At 45.4% G+C, this 15,716-nt stretch carries 13 protein-coding genes; 3 read left to right on the top strand and 10 right to left on the bottom strand.

Translation table 11 applies throughout. The features are described from left to right. A complete protein-coding gene (locus tag DVG78_RS20315; RefSeq protein WP_114462879.1) occupies window positions 1-1,500 on the bottom strand; it encodes an ATP-binding cassette domain-containing protein in 1,500 nt (499 codons plus the stop codon). Window positions 1,501-1,669: 169 nt separating this feature from the next. Here DVG78_RS20315 and DVG78_RS20310 point away from each other — a divergent pair, with 169 nt between their 5' ends. Then, on the top strand, window positions 1,670-2,887 hold the full coding sequence (locus DVG78_RS20310; RefSeq protein WP_114462878.1) for an acyl-CoA dehydrogenase family protein: 1,218 nt from the start codon (window positions 1,670-1,672) through the stop codon (window positions 2,885-2,887). A gap of 53 nt (window positions 2,888-2,940) precedes the next feature. Here the strand turns inward: DVG78_RS20310 and DVG78_RS20305 are convergent, their stop codons facing one another. The 8 genes from DVG78_RS20305 to DVG78_RS20270 form a co-directional block, all read right to left on the bottom strand. Then, window positions 2,941-3,663 (bottom strand): SIMPL domain-containing protein, encoded by a 723-nt coding sequence (locus DVG78_RS20305; RefSeq protein ID WP_114462877.1) that lies wholly within the window; start codon window positions 3,661-3,663, stop codon window positions 2,941-2,943. 78 nt (window positions 3,664-3,741) lie between these two features. Next, window positions 3,742-5,679: a family 10 glycosylhydrolase gene (locus tag DVG78_RS20300; RefSeq protein ID WP_158550063.1), complete on the bottom strand. Its 1,938-nt coding sequence runs from the start codon at window positions 5,677-5,679 to the stop codon at window positions 3,742-3,744. A 287-nt stretch (window positions 5,680-5,966) separates the two neighbouring features. Continuing rightward, a complete protein-coding gene (locus DVG78_RS20295) occupies window positions 5,967-6,575 on the bottom strand; it encodes a hypothetical protein (protein ID WP_114462875.1) in 609 nt (202 codons plus the stop codon). Between the two features lie 5 nt (window positions 6,576-6,580). Next, complete coding sequence (locus DVG78_RS20290) at window positions 6,581-7,603, bottom strand: hypothetical protein (protein ID WP_114462874.1); 1,023 nt, start codon at window positions 7,601-7,603, stop codon at window positions 6,581-6,583. Window positions 7,604-7,609: 6 nt separating this feature from the next. Beyond that, the gene (locus DVG78_RS20285) at window positions 7,610-9,364 is read right to left on the bottom strand and encodes a DUF3696 domain-containing protein (protein WP_158550062.1); all 1,755 of its coding nucleotides are present in this window, start codon (window positions 9,362-9,364) and stop codon (window positions 7,610-7,612) included. 5 nt (window positions 9,365-9,369) lie between these two features. After that, window positions 9,370-9,783, bottom strand: coding sequence for a putative toxin-antitoxin system toxin component, PIN family (locus DVG78_RS20280; RefSeq protein ID WP_229598283.1), 414 nt, complete (start codon window positions 9,781-9,783; stop codon window positions 9,370-9,372). Continuing rightward, the gene (locus DVG78_RS20275; protein ID WP_114462872.1) at window positions 9,776-10,021 is read right to left on the bottom strand and encodes a hypothetical protein; all 246 of its coding nucleotides are present in this window, start codon (window positions 10,019-10,021) and stop codon (window positions 9,776-9,778) included. The genes DVG78_RS20280 and DVG78_RS20275 overlap by 8 nt, the downstream gene beginning before the upstream one ends. Before the next feature lie 35 nt (window positions 10,022-10,056). Further along, on the bottom strand, window positions 10,057-11,406 hold the full coding sequence (locus DVG78_RS20270) for an ATP-dependent DNA helicase (RefSeq protein WP_114462871.1): 1,350 nt from the start codon (window positions 11,404-11,406) through the stop codon (window positions 10,057-10,059). Window positions 11,407-11,501: 95 nt separating this feature from the next. Here DVG78_RS20270 and DVG78_RS20265 point away from each other — a divergent pair, with 95 nt between their 5' ends. Continuing rightward, complete coding sequence (locus DVG78_RS20265; RefSeq protein ID WP_114462870.1) at window positions 11,502-12,452, top strand: helix-turn-helix transcriptional regulator; 951 nt, start codon at window positions 11,502-11,504, stop codon at window positions 12,450-12,452. Here the strand turns inward: DVG78_RS20265 and DVG78_RS20260 are convergent. Further along, on the bottom strand, window positions 12,449-14,428 hold the full coding sequence (locus tag DVG78_RS20260) for a M1 family metallopeptidase (protein ID WP_114462869.1): 1,980 nt from the start codon (window positions 14,426-14,428) through the stop codon (window positions 12,449-12,451). The genes DVG78_RS20265 and DVG78_RS20260 overlap by 4 nt on opposite strands. Before the next feature lie 265 nt (window positions 14,429-14,693). On the opposite strand from DVG78_RS20260, the gene DVG78_RS20255 reads away from it, so the two are divergent. Next, the gene (locus DVG78_RS20255; RefSeq protein WP_114462868.1) at window positions 14,694-15,716 is read left to right on the top strand and encodes a CobW family GTP-binding protein; all 1,023 of its coding nucleotides are present in this window, start codon (window positions 14,694-14,696) and stop codon (window positions 15,714-15,716) included.

Genomic DNA, 15,716 nt, shown 5'->3' with positions numbered 1-15,716 from the left:
TTAGATAACTTTTCCCTCTTCCAAACGCAACGTTTGGGTAACGCAACTCGGGATTTCGTGGGCGTAATGCGATACGTAAATGAGCGTGCGCTCGGGCGTATCACAAATGACGTCAACGACTTCTTTGAAATGTTCGACTGCCGCAAAATCCAATCCCTGACAAGGTTCGTCCAAAATTAAAAGCGGCGGGTTTTTGACCAAGGCACGGGCCAAAAGCACCAATCGTTGTTGTCCTTTCGAAATATTTTTAAAGGGTTTTTCAATAAATGCGGTTACATTGAGCCATTCGGCCACCACGTGCGTGCGCTGAATCTGCTCCTCGGTCAACTTCCTGAAATAAACCCCCGTAGCATCAAAAAATCCAGAGGCAATGGCCTTAAAAACGGTGGTTTCTTGCGGAAAATACAAATGTAATTCGGGCGAAACATGGCCTATTTTACTTTTTACGTCCCACATCGAAGCGCCACCACGTTTGACGTCAAAAAGATCATAGTCATTGGCAAAACGCTGAGGATTGTCGGCGGTAAGGAGGCTCAGGAGCGTTGATTTTCCTGAACCGTTTGGCCCGACCAAAGCCCATTTTTCTCCGTTTTTGATTTTCCAATCTACGTTTATCAAAACTTTCTTACTACCATAAGTCACGTTGATATTTCGCAGATTAACGGCCAATTTAAAATCCTGACGGACCGATTCTGGATTTTTGTCACCCTGCAAGGGTCTATATTTTGCCTGTAAATCCGTACCTAACATCTTACTGGATGCTTCATCAGTAGACGCACCGCCCGAAGTCACACCCACGATTTTTCCTTCTTTCAATTTCAATACATTCGTCACGCTTTCGGGAATTTCGACCGAAGAGGTTACGAGAATTACCAATATCCCTTCGCCTTTTAATTGCTTTAATGCTTCGCGCAAGACATCACGTGAGTGGACGTCCAAGCCCGCAAAGGGATTATCTAACAATAGCAGTTTGGGTTTTTTGAGCAACGATCGTGTCAGCATCATCCGACGGGTTTCGCCGTTGGAAAGCGTGACAAAAGGGCGGTCGAGCAGATGCTCAATGGAAAGCAGCTGGGCGGTTTTTAGTAAATCTTCTTCTGAAATAGTGGATTCTGGTAATTGTACCGAATGCGCATCTACTGTGCCGACGGGTTTGAGTTGATTGGTCAATACTTCCCGCACCGTAGGTGCTATTTCAGCTTCAAAGCTGTGGAAACGCTGTTGATAATATTGGGCGGCCGAAGCTACAATTCGATTGAATGAATAATCAGAAGGGACCAGCTCGGCAACTTTTGAAAGCAGTACTTCGCCGTACGAATGAGCAAGTTTTCCCCGCCAAACGGGCCATTTCCCCGCCAAAACTTCCAATAAAGTAGTTTTTCCACTGCCGTTTTCGCCCACAATCGCCCATTGCTCGCCGGGGAGAATTTGAAAATCTAGCTCAGAAAGTATCACGGTGTCGTAACGACGTACAAAGGCGTTTTGAAGAGAAATAAGCATGAGGAGAAACAATAATTCGTGGTCAAAATTAGGGCAAATAGTTGATTTTGTTGCCAATAATTTTGCAGGAATTGAATTATTGGGCTGACAAATAACCCCACTTCCGTAAAGCTTTATTTTTTATATTTGGGGAGTCATTCTGCGTGCATAACAAACCTTAACCAACTCAATGGAACCAATCTTTGCCACCGACCGTACTCGGGAGTTATTGCCAAAAATCAAAGTATTTATTGAAAAAGAGCTGTATCCGCTCGAAACCCCGGAATACCTCGCCCATGATTTTTCGCACGTAGAGCCTATTTTGCAGCAGAAACGTCAACTTGTCAAACAAGCAGGGCTTTGGGGACTACATTTGCCCGAAGAAGACGGTGGCCTGAACCTGACATTGTGCGAATTTGGACAAATTAGCGAAGTGTTGGCAAGTTCGCCGTTTGGGCATTTTGTATTTAACACGCAAGCTCCCGACATCGGAAATACCGAACTCATGCACAAGTACGCGCCCCAACACCTCAAAGAGCGTTATTTAAAGCCACTAATGAACGGCGAAATTCGGAGCTGTTTCAGCATGACCGAGCCAGAATTTGCGGGTTCTAACCCTACTCGGATGGGAACAACGGCGGTGAAAGACGGTGACGATTATGTCATCAACGGCCATAAATGGTTTACCAGTTCGGCCGACGGCGCGGCGTTTGCCGTGGTCATGGCCGTGACCAATCCAGAAGCAGCCCCGCACAAACGCGCCAGCCAGATTTTGGTGCCGATGGAAACCCCAGGCGTAAAATTGGTACGGAATATTCCCATTATGGGCCACGCGGGCGATAGTTGGGCGAGTCATGCGGAGATGCTGTACGAAAACGTGCGCGTACCACAGGCCAACTTGATTGGTGCTGAAGGAGCAGGATTTTTATTGGCGCAAGAACGCCTCGGCCCGGGGCGAATTCACCACTGTATGCGGTTTATTGGTATTGCCGAGCGTAGCTTTGACCTGATGTGCCGTTACGCCGTGAGTCGGGAGTTGGAAGAAGGGAAAGTGCTGGGCGATACCCAGTTTATTCAGGGATTCATTGCCGAAAGTCGGGCCGAAATAGATGCGGCTCGATTGCTGGTTTTGCGCACAGCGCACAATATCGACCAATTTGGCGCAGCATCGGTGCGGGATGAGATTTCGATGATTAAGTTTTTTACGGCCAATATGATGTTGCGCGTCATAGACCGCTCCATTCAAACCCACGGCGGGCTGGGCATGACCAGCGATATTTTACTCTCGTATTGGTACGCCCACGAGCGGGCCGCCCGTATTTACGACGGTGCCGACGAAGTACATAAATCGGCCCTAGCGCGGAGTATTTTGAAAGGGTATGGACTGGATGTGAGAAGAAAAAAATAAAATAGTCACCCAAAGACAGACTTTCTTTGTGTCTTTGGGTGAATTGAAAATGACTATTTGATTCTGAACGTGGCGTTCATGCGGTAGCTGTATTTAATCTTTTGGTATTCAATGGCTTCGCCTCCTTCGGGCGCAGCATCGGCGGCCATCATGCGCACGTTGTATTGCGCCTGTTTGTACATTGGATATACGCTGCCTTCTTCCACTTCGTGAATTTCGAGCACTTCGCCCAATTTCTCACCGATGGATTCTAGCAAATAACCCGCTTTTTCTTTGGCTGCTTTGAGCGCATTGACTTTGACTTGCCGACGAAATTCCTCTTTTTTGGAATGCTCCACGCGGCTCATGTTGACGTACTCTACGCCCCTGTCGTCCACTTTTGACATTAGTTCATTGATGTTATTGGCATTTGAAAGTTTGAGTTGAAACTGCTTCCCTGCCAGAAAATGTTGAGGTTTTTTCTTGCCAGTCCATTCACGGTAGCCCGTTACGCCGCTGATGCTAAGGTTTTCTTTGGGCAAACCAGCACTTTTTACGGCCTCAATGAGTTGTTTTTCAAGGGTTTCAAGACCAATTTTGTCTTTTTGATTTTTTTCGTCTTTGAAATATTCTTTCAACGAAATGGTAAAATACAGTTCGTCGGGAACGACCTCCAATTCGGCGGTGCCCGTAACTTCGATTTTTTTGATGGGGTCTTTTTCCACGGCTGTTGTAGTTTGGGCAAAAGTAACGGCACTTGTAGCAAGCAACAAGGCACTTAATACGAATCGTTTCATGGGTGTAATTATAATTTGTTTGTGGGCTATCAACGAAGAATGGAGTTAGATTCGTGCCCTGATTTTTGTTAATACTTCCTAACGTTTCAAAACCATCTTAACGGTTTTTTGTACGGGACCCGCCATCAAACGGGCGTAATACGCGCCTTCGCTCAGGAATTGCCCATTAAATTTAACAGAATACGTGCCTACTTCCTGAGGTTTGTTCACCACCAACGCCCCCACGCGTGTGCCGTGCGAATCGTACACATAAAGCGACACCTCGGTGGCTTCGGTAAGTCGGTACCGAATGTCTATCTGCTGGTTGAATGGATTGGGGAAAACTTCTAACAGCTCCTCTGATTCAGTGGCGGGTGTTTCCGTAGTTTCAGGCTCGGCCTCTTCTTTTTCTTCTTCGGCAGCCGCAATGGCTTCCGTAGGTTCTTCGTGGGGAGTAATCGGTGCCTGTAATTGTGAAGCCAAAGGTAAAATCGGCTTGGGGGCTTCTTCCACCACTTCTACCGCCCGTTGCGTGGTGGAGATACTAACCACATCGGTTGGTTTACTTTCATTATGAAGTCGGTTGAACGCACTGATGGTGTAGTTGTATTTGGTGCCGGGGGTGACTTGCAAATCTGTAAAGGTAAACGTGTTTTTTCCTGCTTCGTTTACGACAATGGCACGAATGGATAACCCCGTGCGAAGGTCGATGGAGGCTTTGTTGATGCTTCTATAGACAACGAAATACCGGGCTTTGTCGCGCTCAGAAGTGGGCGTATAAGGATAAGACCACGTTAAGGTAATGGTGTTGTTATCGTTAAGTTCTGTTTCGAGGTCAGTAGGTACAGGTGGAGGAGTTGTGCTTTTCCAAGGCATGGCTGGAACGAGCGCAGGAGATTGATACACTTCTTGACAGAGAATATCGCACAACTGATTTGGGTTGTTGCGAAGCGTTTTGGCGCTGAAAAGAATACTTCCGTGCACATTGGCAAAGGTTCGGTTATAGCGTATTTGATTGGAAACCTCCATGGGTCTACGCCAGTTGGCATCGCTGTTGACTTTGTACACTCCGTGGCCAATGTAAAGGTGTTGCTCCGATACGTTTTCGCTCCACCAAGGTACCAAATGCGTATAATTGGCAGACCCGTTGCCCATGCTCCAATACACCTGCGGAGCAATATAGTCTACCCAGCCTTCTTGTATCCATTTGCGGGCATCGGCAAAATTTCCAGAATAAGCTTCAAAACCGCGAGAGTTTGAGCCTTCTGCCGAGCTGCTGCGGTTTTTCCAAATACCAAAAGGAGATACCCCAAATTTGACCCAAGGTTTTACTCTTCTCAGGCTGTCGGCGACGGATTCAATGAGTAAGTTAACATTGTCGCGACGCCAGTCGGCGCGGTTGGTAAACCCGCGATTGTGCTCCGCAAAAGTAGCGTTGTCGTTGAGCGTGACGCCCGTTTGGGGATAAGGGTAAAAATAATCATCGAAATGAATGCCGTCTACATCGTAGCGGCGTACCACATCCATGACCACGCGGGTCACAAACGAGCGTACTTCGGGGCGGCCTGGATCCAGAATCCGTAACGGGCCGTAAGATAGCAGTACATCAGGGCGGACTTTGGCAACGTGATTGGAAGCGAGCGAAGCCGTACGAATATCCGTCACGGCACGGTAGGGGTTCATCCACGCGTGGATTTCGAGATTACGTTTGCGGCATTCTTGTATCATAAACGCCAGTGGATCGTAGCCGGGCGATTGCCCCTGCTGTCCCGTAAGCCATTCGGACCAAGGTTCTAGCTTGCTTTCATAAACCGCATCACAGGCATTGCGTATCTGAAAAAACACGGCGTTGAGTCCGCGTCGTTGAATCATATCCAGCAAATCAATCAATTCTTGTTGCTGCCGGGCGGCAGAAAGTCCTTTGGTAGAAGGCCAGTCCACATTCCCGACATTGGCAATCCACACCCCCCTAAATTCACGCTTGGGCTGTGCGAAAAGAGAAAAGCTAACCAAAAGAAGAAATAGAAGATTTTTCAAGGGCATTGTTCCTTTATCCACAATTGAAAATCAATCAACCCCCAATACAAAGCGGAGTTGTAAAACAACGTAATGAAATACACGCACAAAAGTAACGTCAATATTCCAAAAATTGTACTTGACTGCTGAATCAAAGTTACAAATACAGTGCCGGAGGTAGTTGTAGAGAGGGCTTAAAATCAGTATTCATTCGTCCAAAAGCCCCAAATTTAGAACATTTCGAGGGTTGCTTCGTCAGCTTCTATGTTGCTGAGGTTGGAGTAATTGAGGGAAACCATGTAGAAAGGTTACTCTTCCCAACCTTTGGGAGCCAAATCAAAATACGTAGGATAACCGATGTGCTGACAAACCATTTCGGCCAACGACTCCAAATCATCGGAGGTTTCTAACTCGGCATAGTCACGGTTGAAAAAACCTAAGAAGACAATTCGTTCGAGTCGGAAAGTACGGTTGGCTTCACTGACAAGCACAAACCTTACATAATCGTCGTATTGCTTAAATCTATCTACGTGTTCGCCGCCCCAATTCAATCGGGTTTCTTCGGTGGTGGGGTTTTCGTGTTCGCCCGATATGGAACTAAACTGAGAAATATAAATGGTAAGGGTATTTCCCTCAGCGGCTACGATAAAATCCTTGACATCCGACAGGTTGTGCATCGCATCTTCAACCACTTGCCGCTCGGAGGCAGTAATTTTGCAAGTCACTCTTTTACGAAATACAATACGTGCATCCGACGGATATTCATAAAACTCAAACCCGCTTGGCATTTCTTCCAACAAATCAGCCGCTTTTGGGTCTTTGGTGATGTAGTAGCGCGTACCGCCCTTGGCCGTAGGCACGGCCCTGATGTAAGCGGTATCGCCTTGGCGGTTGGTGTGGGAGAGGTAGGAGGTCATGGGGGCTAAGATAATAGGCGATTTAAATAGTTGCTTGAGCGATATTTATAAGGCTTACTTTCGTCGGGATTTAACTTTTGATAATAGCTGCAGTTGCTTTTAAGACTTTTCCACACCTCTTTGACCGAAACCGATTTTTCTGTTTGCTCCGATGTATGATAGAATGGATTATAGGTACTGTTAAGTTGCGTGACAGGCTGAAATGTTAGGTTTGTATTGGAGTGCAATCTGCGATTTTCAAAATAGGTAAAACTATTCCCTGAACTTATCCACGCGTAGTTTGTTAGAATGTTTCGGTCATGAAACGGGGCAATGAGGATATTTAGGTGTATAGGGTAAGTGAAGCGATGTGCCAATTTCTCTAAAATGTAATTGTGCAATTTCGTAATGTTGCTTTTGAGATAATTCTGATAAGTACCTCTTTTGTCAATAGGAGAACCAATGATAGTCAAATGGAAAGGGATCTTAAGAGCAGAAGGTAGCAGTTCTGCCAACAACGACAATAAATTTTCATCTAACTGCCTGTGGTTTTGTAATAAATCTTCTTTGGCAAAAAGATAATTGTCCGTAATCACAAGAGAATTGCAGGGGTGCTTTAGCTGTACCATAAAGCTCCAACTATTGAAGCGCGGGCGTGATTTTGTAAAAGGTATCAAATGCCAATTGAATAAAAAATGGACTTTGTGCAACTGTTGGCTATTGATAAAAATGCACCCAAAATCAGCCTCCCATTGGTCGTTTTGGCCATCTTCATTGAAAAAAAGTTTAGAATCCCCATTCTCATAAAATGTCTCCTCCTGCATTTCTTGCTGAAAGTTGGGATTAAGTATAGGGACACTTGATTCCAACAACATTTCCAATAACGGGTTTTCAAGAGCTGCTTTTTCAAATGCTTCCTGCGACTTAAAATTTAGGATTTTCTGTCCAGTTTGGGGTTTTTTCAGAAAAAGACGGAGTTCATCATGTAGCGGGTGGGAGGTTTGCTCGGCAAAACGTTCCATAAAAGCACTGTCTATGTAGATTTCCATACAGGCTTAGTTCTTTTGGGCATTTTTTAGACGCATTAACTCAAATTTCCAATTAGTAGCCTCGTCAAAAAAGCCCGTGCCAAAATCACTTGACAAACTGCCGTCTTCTAAGATTTCGATTTTCTTCACCTGTGGTTCGCCTGCGGGGACGTTGTTAGGGTCATGGAAGTAGTAGATGTTGAGGTCTTCTTTTTTCATCTTTGGTTCCGCTCGTTTAAATCGTTTCAATTCCTTTTTACCCATAAATATATCGTCTGGCGTTATTTTATCTCTATCGTCATCTTTTACCTGAGGCTCAGGTAATGCTGCTGATTTAGCGATAAGATATTGCAACTTTCGAATCAAATATTCACTATGTGTTTCGATGATAAATTGGATATTGAATGTTTTTGCCGCATCTATAAACATATCTGCTAACTGGCTTTGAAACTTAGGATGTAAGTTAGCTTCAGGTTCCTCAAAAATAAATACTTTTTTATTGTCTTCTTTGGTGATTATGGTAAGAAGAAGTGCAACTAACTGCGAAATTCCTAAACCCTGCTCTACGAGTGGAGAATCTCCGATTTCAATACTTTGTACGTTGTATTTGGAATCTAAAAACGGTTTTATTTCCCCCAATAAATTAAATCTTGCAGACCATTTTTGCAGAAAATCAATGTTTTTCTCAGGCACTTTCTTTTCAAAAAAAGCAGTTATTAACTCATTCAAAACGTCTTTTTCTTCTTTTCTATATATTCTGTTCACCTTTCCTCTCACAGCCGGTTGGTACTGAATTTTTTGCAACTCATTTAGCCACTCTCCCTTTAAAAACCGATTACTAAATCCTAATACTTCTAAATCTATGAACTCAATCAAGCTATCGCTGAGTCCATACGTTCTAAGAATAGTACGAAGTGGGTTGTCATCTTCATGGACATCCATAAATTCAACTACTTCTTCTTCTAATTCTGGATTATAGGTGGTTGAGTAAATTTTAGTCGTCAATTCTGTGTCTGGACTTCCTTTTTTTAGTTGTATTTTTTTCTGATAGAGGTCTAAAATTTCTTCCAATTCTTGTTTTGTTTTTTTTTCAATAATCTCAGAATATCCTTTATCAACACCTCGAAGCGACGCAGCAAAATCTTTAAACGATTGCTCTTTTGTCTTTGCTGAAAAATTGTCTAATTTTTTTAATAACAGAAAGGTAATTGAATCGACAATGTCCTTCTTTTTAAGCTCGTTACTGTCCTTGAAAGGGTCGAGAAGAGGAACTCTCATTTTTTTGTATTCATTTATCTTGAACTCATTTAGTTTAAGAAATACCTCGCTTAAAAAAATATCAAAATAAAACCATAATTTATTATCTCCGTATATTAAAAGGGGGGTATTTTTAACTAAAATAGAAAAATTGGCTACAGTAGCAGCATCTGAATCATCCTCTTTTCTAAACGTTACTGAAACTTGGCATTCGTAGGAATCTCCCAACGTAGGAAAATGCTGTAATTGATAAGGGAAGTGAAATGATACTGTGTTATCGGAAGATTTATTGTTTATAATGCGCTCAAAATTACCTAACTGATATACATTGTCATTAGAAAATTCAAGTTTGAGTTGCCCGGGTTTTGAAATGCTGTTTTCAAGCAGTAATAATGCCTTGATTAATGAGCTTTTTCCCGAGCTATTCGTGCCCGTCAGCACCGTTATCGGTGCAAAGTCAAACCACGTATAATCTTTAAATACGCGGAAGTTTTCTAATCCAAATCCTTTAAGGTGGGTGTTCATGGGTGTTATGGTTTGGGCTGCCATTCTAAAAACTGGCGAGGTGTTAGGATTTCAATGTTCCGATAAGGGTGCAATACAAGTAAATCGGCATCGCCCGATACAATGATGTTGGCTTTCCCCGATACGGCTATTTCTAAAAATTTATTGTCTTTGGAATCGCGGCAATCAGTAATGACTTCCACAATATCCTTCATGTTCACTATTTCTAAGTAGCTGACATAAAACTCCTGTCGCTCCTTTAGACTGACATATTTGTCAAATTTCTCACGGGCAAGAACGTCTGCCAACTCATTGAGTGTTTTTTCGGAAGCCAGCAATTGTCCAATTTGAAGTGCTTTGTCAAAAGCGTCTCGGCTAATTGATTTTTTGATTAGTGCTGCACTAACCAAGGTATTGGTGTCAAGAACAATCCTAATCACGCTCTTTGTCTATTTCAGCCAAAAGCGAAGCCAATTTTTCCTCAGTTAAGCCACTTTTTTCGGCTTCGTCTGACAGTTTATCCATGGCTGTCAGCAGTCGTTTTTTGGGATTAGACTCGGAAGATGTTTTTAACAGATTCGTAATCAGAAAGTTGAGCTTTTTACGTTTTTGTTTATCACGACGTAAATCAGCGCCGACTTGATCGTCTACCTTTATTTTGAATGTTACAGTAGTCATCGCTTTTTATTTTTACTCAAATATACAGATTTTGTCTATGCCACGTAGCGGTGCGCGCCGTTGGTGAAGAGTTCGGAGCGCGCCCGTGTGATGCCCGTGTACAGGAAACGTAAGTCCATTTTGTGCATCCACGTATTCATGATCACGGTATCCCATTCGCTGCCTTGGGCTTTGTGTACGGTAAGCGCGTGGCCGTAGTTGAGTTGTAAGGCGCTCAGATACAGGCTGTCTCGAAGGTCTTGGCTTTTTTGGAAAGCACGATTGTTGCGCATTTCGGCGGCAAAAAGAGCTTTGCGCTGCTCACGGTCTAAAGCACCTTTGAGTGCGTCCAACAGCACTAAAGATACAATACTGAACTCGGTGTCATGCTCATCTTTGAAGGAGATTTCGGCTTCCGCAAACTCCAAATCTGCCACGCGATGAATGCGCGAATCGAGGGCTTTGACAATGCCCACTTCGCCATTGGCTACGTACTTTTGCCCAATATGCGTTTGCGTAAGCGTCACGGTGTCATTTACGGCCAAACTCCCCGTTAGCCCCAATGCCGTTCTGATTTGGGTGTTACACTCGGTGCGGTATTTGTTGGACAACGACAAAATCGCTACGCGGTCGTGTTGGCCTTGCGTAAAGCGTTCCAGATACAGCTGGATGGCATGAGCGGGTTTGTAATATGCCTGCCCCATCGAATAAGGAACCGACAAACGCTTTGTAGCCATGTTTTGGCGGAGCACGTCAGCCACGGCCAAAATAGGCGAGCCTTCGCCTTGGCGCATCACCTGCGTGAGTTCGATGGTATCGCCGCGCAGGCCATAATGTTGGCGCAGGTGCTCGGCCATGAGTGCTGGCGAAGCTTCTCTGGATTCATAGCCTACGGGCGGCAGCTGACAGGCATCGCCCACAAAAATGATTTTGTTTAGGACGTGACCCTGTCGGACAAAATCCACAAAATCGGCCAATAACGAACGAGAAGCCACAAAATCCCCGCTGTTGTCCAATCGGTCGCTGACCATGGAACTTTCGTCGGCAATAAACACCTGCTGCGTGGGGCAATCGTTGGTGCGGCGTTCCAAGCGGACAACGGCCTCCTCCACGTCGGTTTTGGGAGTATAAAAACAGCTGTGCATGGTTTTGGCGGGCGTCCCTGTTTTGCGACCGATGTTTTTGGCGGCACGTCCCGTGGGGCCAAGCGGCACTGGAATGATGGAGTTTGCAGTCAGATACCGCGTGACGGCGCTCATAATGCTGGTTTTTCCCGTACCCGCTGCACCTCTCACAATCAAAAAATGGTCATTGCCTGCCAAGAAACGCTCAATGGTCGCCAAAGTGTTTGCTTGCTCCGTGGTTGCGGAAAAACCCAAAAATGAAAGAAGAGATGTAGTAGCCATAAGTATGAACGGCTTTTGGTTTTAGAAGCCGCTACAAAAGTCTTACCTTTGGCGGCAGAGTTAGTTCCGTCATCAAAAGTTGCTAAAAATATCTCATGGATAAAAAACGCTTAGAGCGGCTGTTTGCCATTCATCAAAAACTGCGAACCATGCAGGCATATAACGCCCAAACGCTGATTGGGGCCATTGCCGAAAAAGTAGAACAACATATTTCGGACCGAACGCTTCGCGATGACATTCAGGATTTGCGCGATATGGGGGCCGAAATACCCAAAGGGAAAAAAAGCTACCGATATGTCCATCCTTTTTCGTTTCTGGAAAAATTGGATGACAGCTACTACGGTTCGCTCAATGAAGCAGTGGCATTGCTGCGACAAGTTTCTAAGACCAAAGAATTTTTGGGATTGGAAGATATTTTGTTGCGTTTAGAACAACGCCTTTCGCTCACCGAGGCGGAGAAAAATACGGCCATTGCGTTTGAAGAAGTGGCGTTGAAAGGGAAAGAGCATTTGCCCAAATTATATCAGGCGATTCAGAATCGGTGCTTTGTACGTGTAAATTATGAGCCTTTTGGCAAAACGAATTACCAAAGGCATATTTTTCCGTTGCTGCTCAAAGAATACAACAATCGGTGGTTTTTGATTGGGTGGGAAAATGGAAAAAACGACATCCAAAATTTGCCGCTCGACCGTATTGAGAATTTCCACGAAACCCAAGAAAATTTTAGCTATGATAAGTTTTTCGATTGGCGCGAACGATTCAACAACATGATTGGAACTACGCTCGAAGGTACATTGGAAACACTCACATTGCGATTCAGCGATAATCGTTTTCCGTATGTAATGACTAAGAAACTCCATCATAGTCAGCAACTTGTGGGAGAGCGGATGATTTCCATTCGGGTTTACACCAACCGCGAACTGATGTCTAAAATCTTAGAATTTGGGATGGATATAGAAGTGCTTGAACCAAAAGAGTTACGCCAAAAAATAGCCGAGACACTGCGCAGTGCCTCGGCTATGTATGTGTGTTCTGACGAGTATTAATTCTCGTCTGGCGACATATACCGTACTGGATGCCAGGTATTGTTGCGGGGGTTGATGTCGGGTAGTTGGGCGTCGGGGTCGATGGTGACGGATTTCAAGGGGTTTTTGGTAGCTGCTTTGAAGGTCCAAGTGCTGCCGCGTTGCCAAACTTCTACGGGAAGCGTAATGCGGGTCTTTTTGCCACCGGCTTCTTCTAGTTCTACGATGGTGGGCATGGCCCATTGCTCAAGGTTTTCGATGGTGATGACCGAGCCTTTGGAGGGCGTTTGTTCCACGTATTGAACTTCTTTTACGCCTTGGTCCAGTTTATAATTTTCGTAAAACCAGCCTTTCCAGTACCAGCCTAGGTCTTCGCCAGCGGCATCTTCGATGGTTCGGAAGAAGTCATAAGGTGTTGGGTGTTTGAAAGCCCAGCGTTTTACGTATTGTTTGAAAGCATAATCAAATCGGTCGCGACCCAGTACTACTTCACGCAGGAGCTTAAGTCCGATGGCGGGTTTGTAATAGGCGTCCCAACCCAAATTGGTGGCTTTGATGACATCTGGCACGGTCAGGATAGGGTCGGCACCGTCGCGGAACAGCGTAGGAGCGAGGTTTTGCATATCGTCCAGACGGTCGCGGTTGTATTCACCATCGTTGAAAGCCTCGGTCGAAAGCATATTGATGAATGTGTTAAAACCCTCATCCATCCACGCAAATTTGCGCTCGTTGTTGCCCACAATCATTGGAAACCAAGTATGTCCGAATTCATGGTCTGTTACGCCCCAAAGTGATTCTTTTTTGTCGTTGTGTGCGCAAAAAACGATGCCGGGGTATTCCATCCCGCCCACGATGCCCGCCACGTTGGTGGCTACGGGATACGGAAATTCCATGAGGTATTTGGAATAAAATTCCAGACAACCTTTCACGTATTCTGTCGAGCGGCCCCAACCATCGTTACCGTCATTTTCGGCGGTGTACAATGATTGTGCGATAGCGGGTTTACCGCTTGGTAAGTTCATTTTGGCGGCATCCCACACAAAGGCGCGGGAAGTGGCCCAGGCTACGTCGCGGGCGTTTTGGCAACGGAATTTCCACGTAATCATGCCCGAATCTTTGGGGCGTGATTTTTTCTCTTTTATTTCTTTCGCGCTGCGAATCATCACGGTTTTGTCGCTTTTGCGGGCTTCTTCCATGCGTTTGATTTGCTCGGAGGTCATTACGTCCGACGGGTTGAGCAGTTCTCCTGAGCCGCCCACAATGTGGTCCCAAGGCACCGTGACGCTGTATTCATAGTCGCCGTAATTGAGATAAAACTCACCCGCGCCAATGTACGGAAGTACATTCCAGCCTTCGATGTCGTCAAATACGCACATGCGGGGGTACCACTGGGCGATTTCGTAAATCGTGCCGTTTTTGGTGTCCAGTTTTCCCATGCGGTCGGAGGCATACGTGGGTATTTTGAAGGAATAACCCACTTTTATTTTCAGCACATCGCCCGTGGGCTTTACCGCGTCAGAGAGGCGGATTTGCATACGGGTATCTTCAATGATAAAATCGGCAGGGGCATATTTGCCCTTTCCTTGCTGAATGCTCACCGAACTGATGGTATAGCCACCTTCAAAGCCCATATTGCCGTAGCGACCGCCGTTGAGGGGGGTGGTTTTACCGCTGCGAGAATTGTCGTTGAAAGCATTTTGGTCAAGTTGTAGCCATACAAAAGGCAGCGCTTCGGGGCTGTTGTTGGTATAAGTGATTTCTACTTCACCCGCAATGGTGTTGGCGGCTTCGTCGAGGGTAACGGCGATTTTATAATCGGCGCGGTTTTGCCAATAGCGAGGGCCTGGGGCGCCGCTACCCGTACGGGACTCGTTGGCAGGTTGGTAATTAAACAAGGGGTTGAATAATACGTGCGCGTCGTATTTGGTCGTTGGATTTTGAACTTGTGCCAACGCCGCAAGACTTACCAGAAATAAAAAACTAATTTGACGAAACATTATAAATGAATTTATGATGTGCATTGGCCGATGGGTTGTTTTTTCTATCCTGAAAATACCCGATAGAAAATGAGTCATCGAAACTTCTACAGAATGAATTTGCTGAAAAACGAAGGTAAGGCAGAATTGTTGTAAAAAGTAAAAACAGAACCACAATCAACAAAATCAGGCGTATTTTCACCCAATTTGGAGGAGAAATGAATCTGTGAGGGTAAACATTGGTTTACTGGATATCATGTCTTAAATCGACAATCATAACTAAGCAATGGCTCTCAATAAAATTCCCGTTAATCTTATCACTGGTTTTTTGGGCGTAGGCAAAACAACGGCGCTGCAAAATATTCTTAAACGCAAACCTACCGACGAGCGTTGGGCCGTCATTATCAATGAATTTGGGGCGGTTTCAATCGACCATACGACATTTGCGGGAGCAGATGAAAATGGTTTGGTGGTCAAAGAGGTAGCGGGTGGATGTATTTGTTGCACGGCCAATTTGCCGATGCAGATGACGCTGACGTTGGTACTGCGTCAGGTGAAACCCCACCGTATTTTGATTGAACCGACGGGCATGGGGCATCCTGAGGCAATTTTGGATATGTTGCGTGGAAAATTTTTGAAAGATGTGCTTGACATTCGAGCTACGGTCTGCTTGGTAGACCCGCGTCAGTGGGATAACGAAGATTATCGGGAACACGAAACGTTTATTGACCAAATTACCTTGGCAGATGTGCTCATTGCCAACAAGGTTGATTTGGCTGGCGAGGCGCTAACGCAGGATTTTCTAGAATGGGCCAAGGCGCTTTTTCCGCCTAAAATTTTAATCGGGGCCGTAGAGCACGGTGACATCGACCCCGATTGGCTCAACATTGAGCCTTTCCCAAATCGAAAAGCCCTGCATCCTCATGCGCACGAACACGAGCATCACCACCACCATCATTCGGAAGAATTGCCAATTCCTGAAGTGGGCAAGCCGCTTATGCGTGAAAGTCACGGGTTGGGACGGTATAGTTGCGGATGGGTATTCTCGCCCGATGAAGTTTTTGAATTGCCCAAACTGAAAGCATGGATTGCTTCCCTACAAAACGTAGAGCGCGTAAAAGGCGCTTTCAGGACTGGCGTAGATTGGGTGTTGATCAATGCCGTACGCGGAGAATTTTCAATCGAATATTTAGCTTACCGCCGCGACAGCCGTGTAGAGTGTATTTCGGCTAATCCATTGCCGTGGAAGACGCTGGAGGATGGCCTAAAAGGGTGTCTCCTGAATGTTTCAGAAATGAAAACCGTCTAA

Origin of the sequence: Runella aurantiaca, assembly GCF_003339505.1 — a bacterium.
In the GTDB taxonomy this organism is placed as follows: domain Bacteria; phylum Bacteroidota; class Bacteroidia; order Cytophagales; family Spirosomataceae; genus Runella; species Runella aurantiaca.
This window is presented reverse-complemented; position numbering and strand designations above follow the sequence as displayed.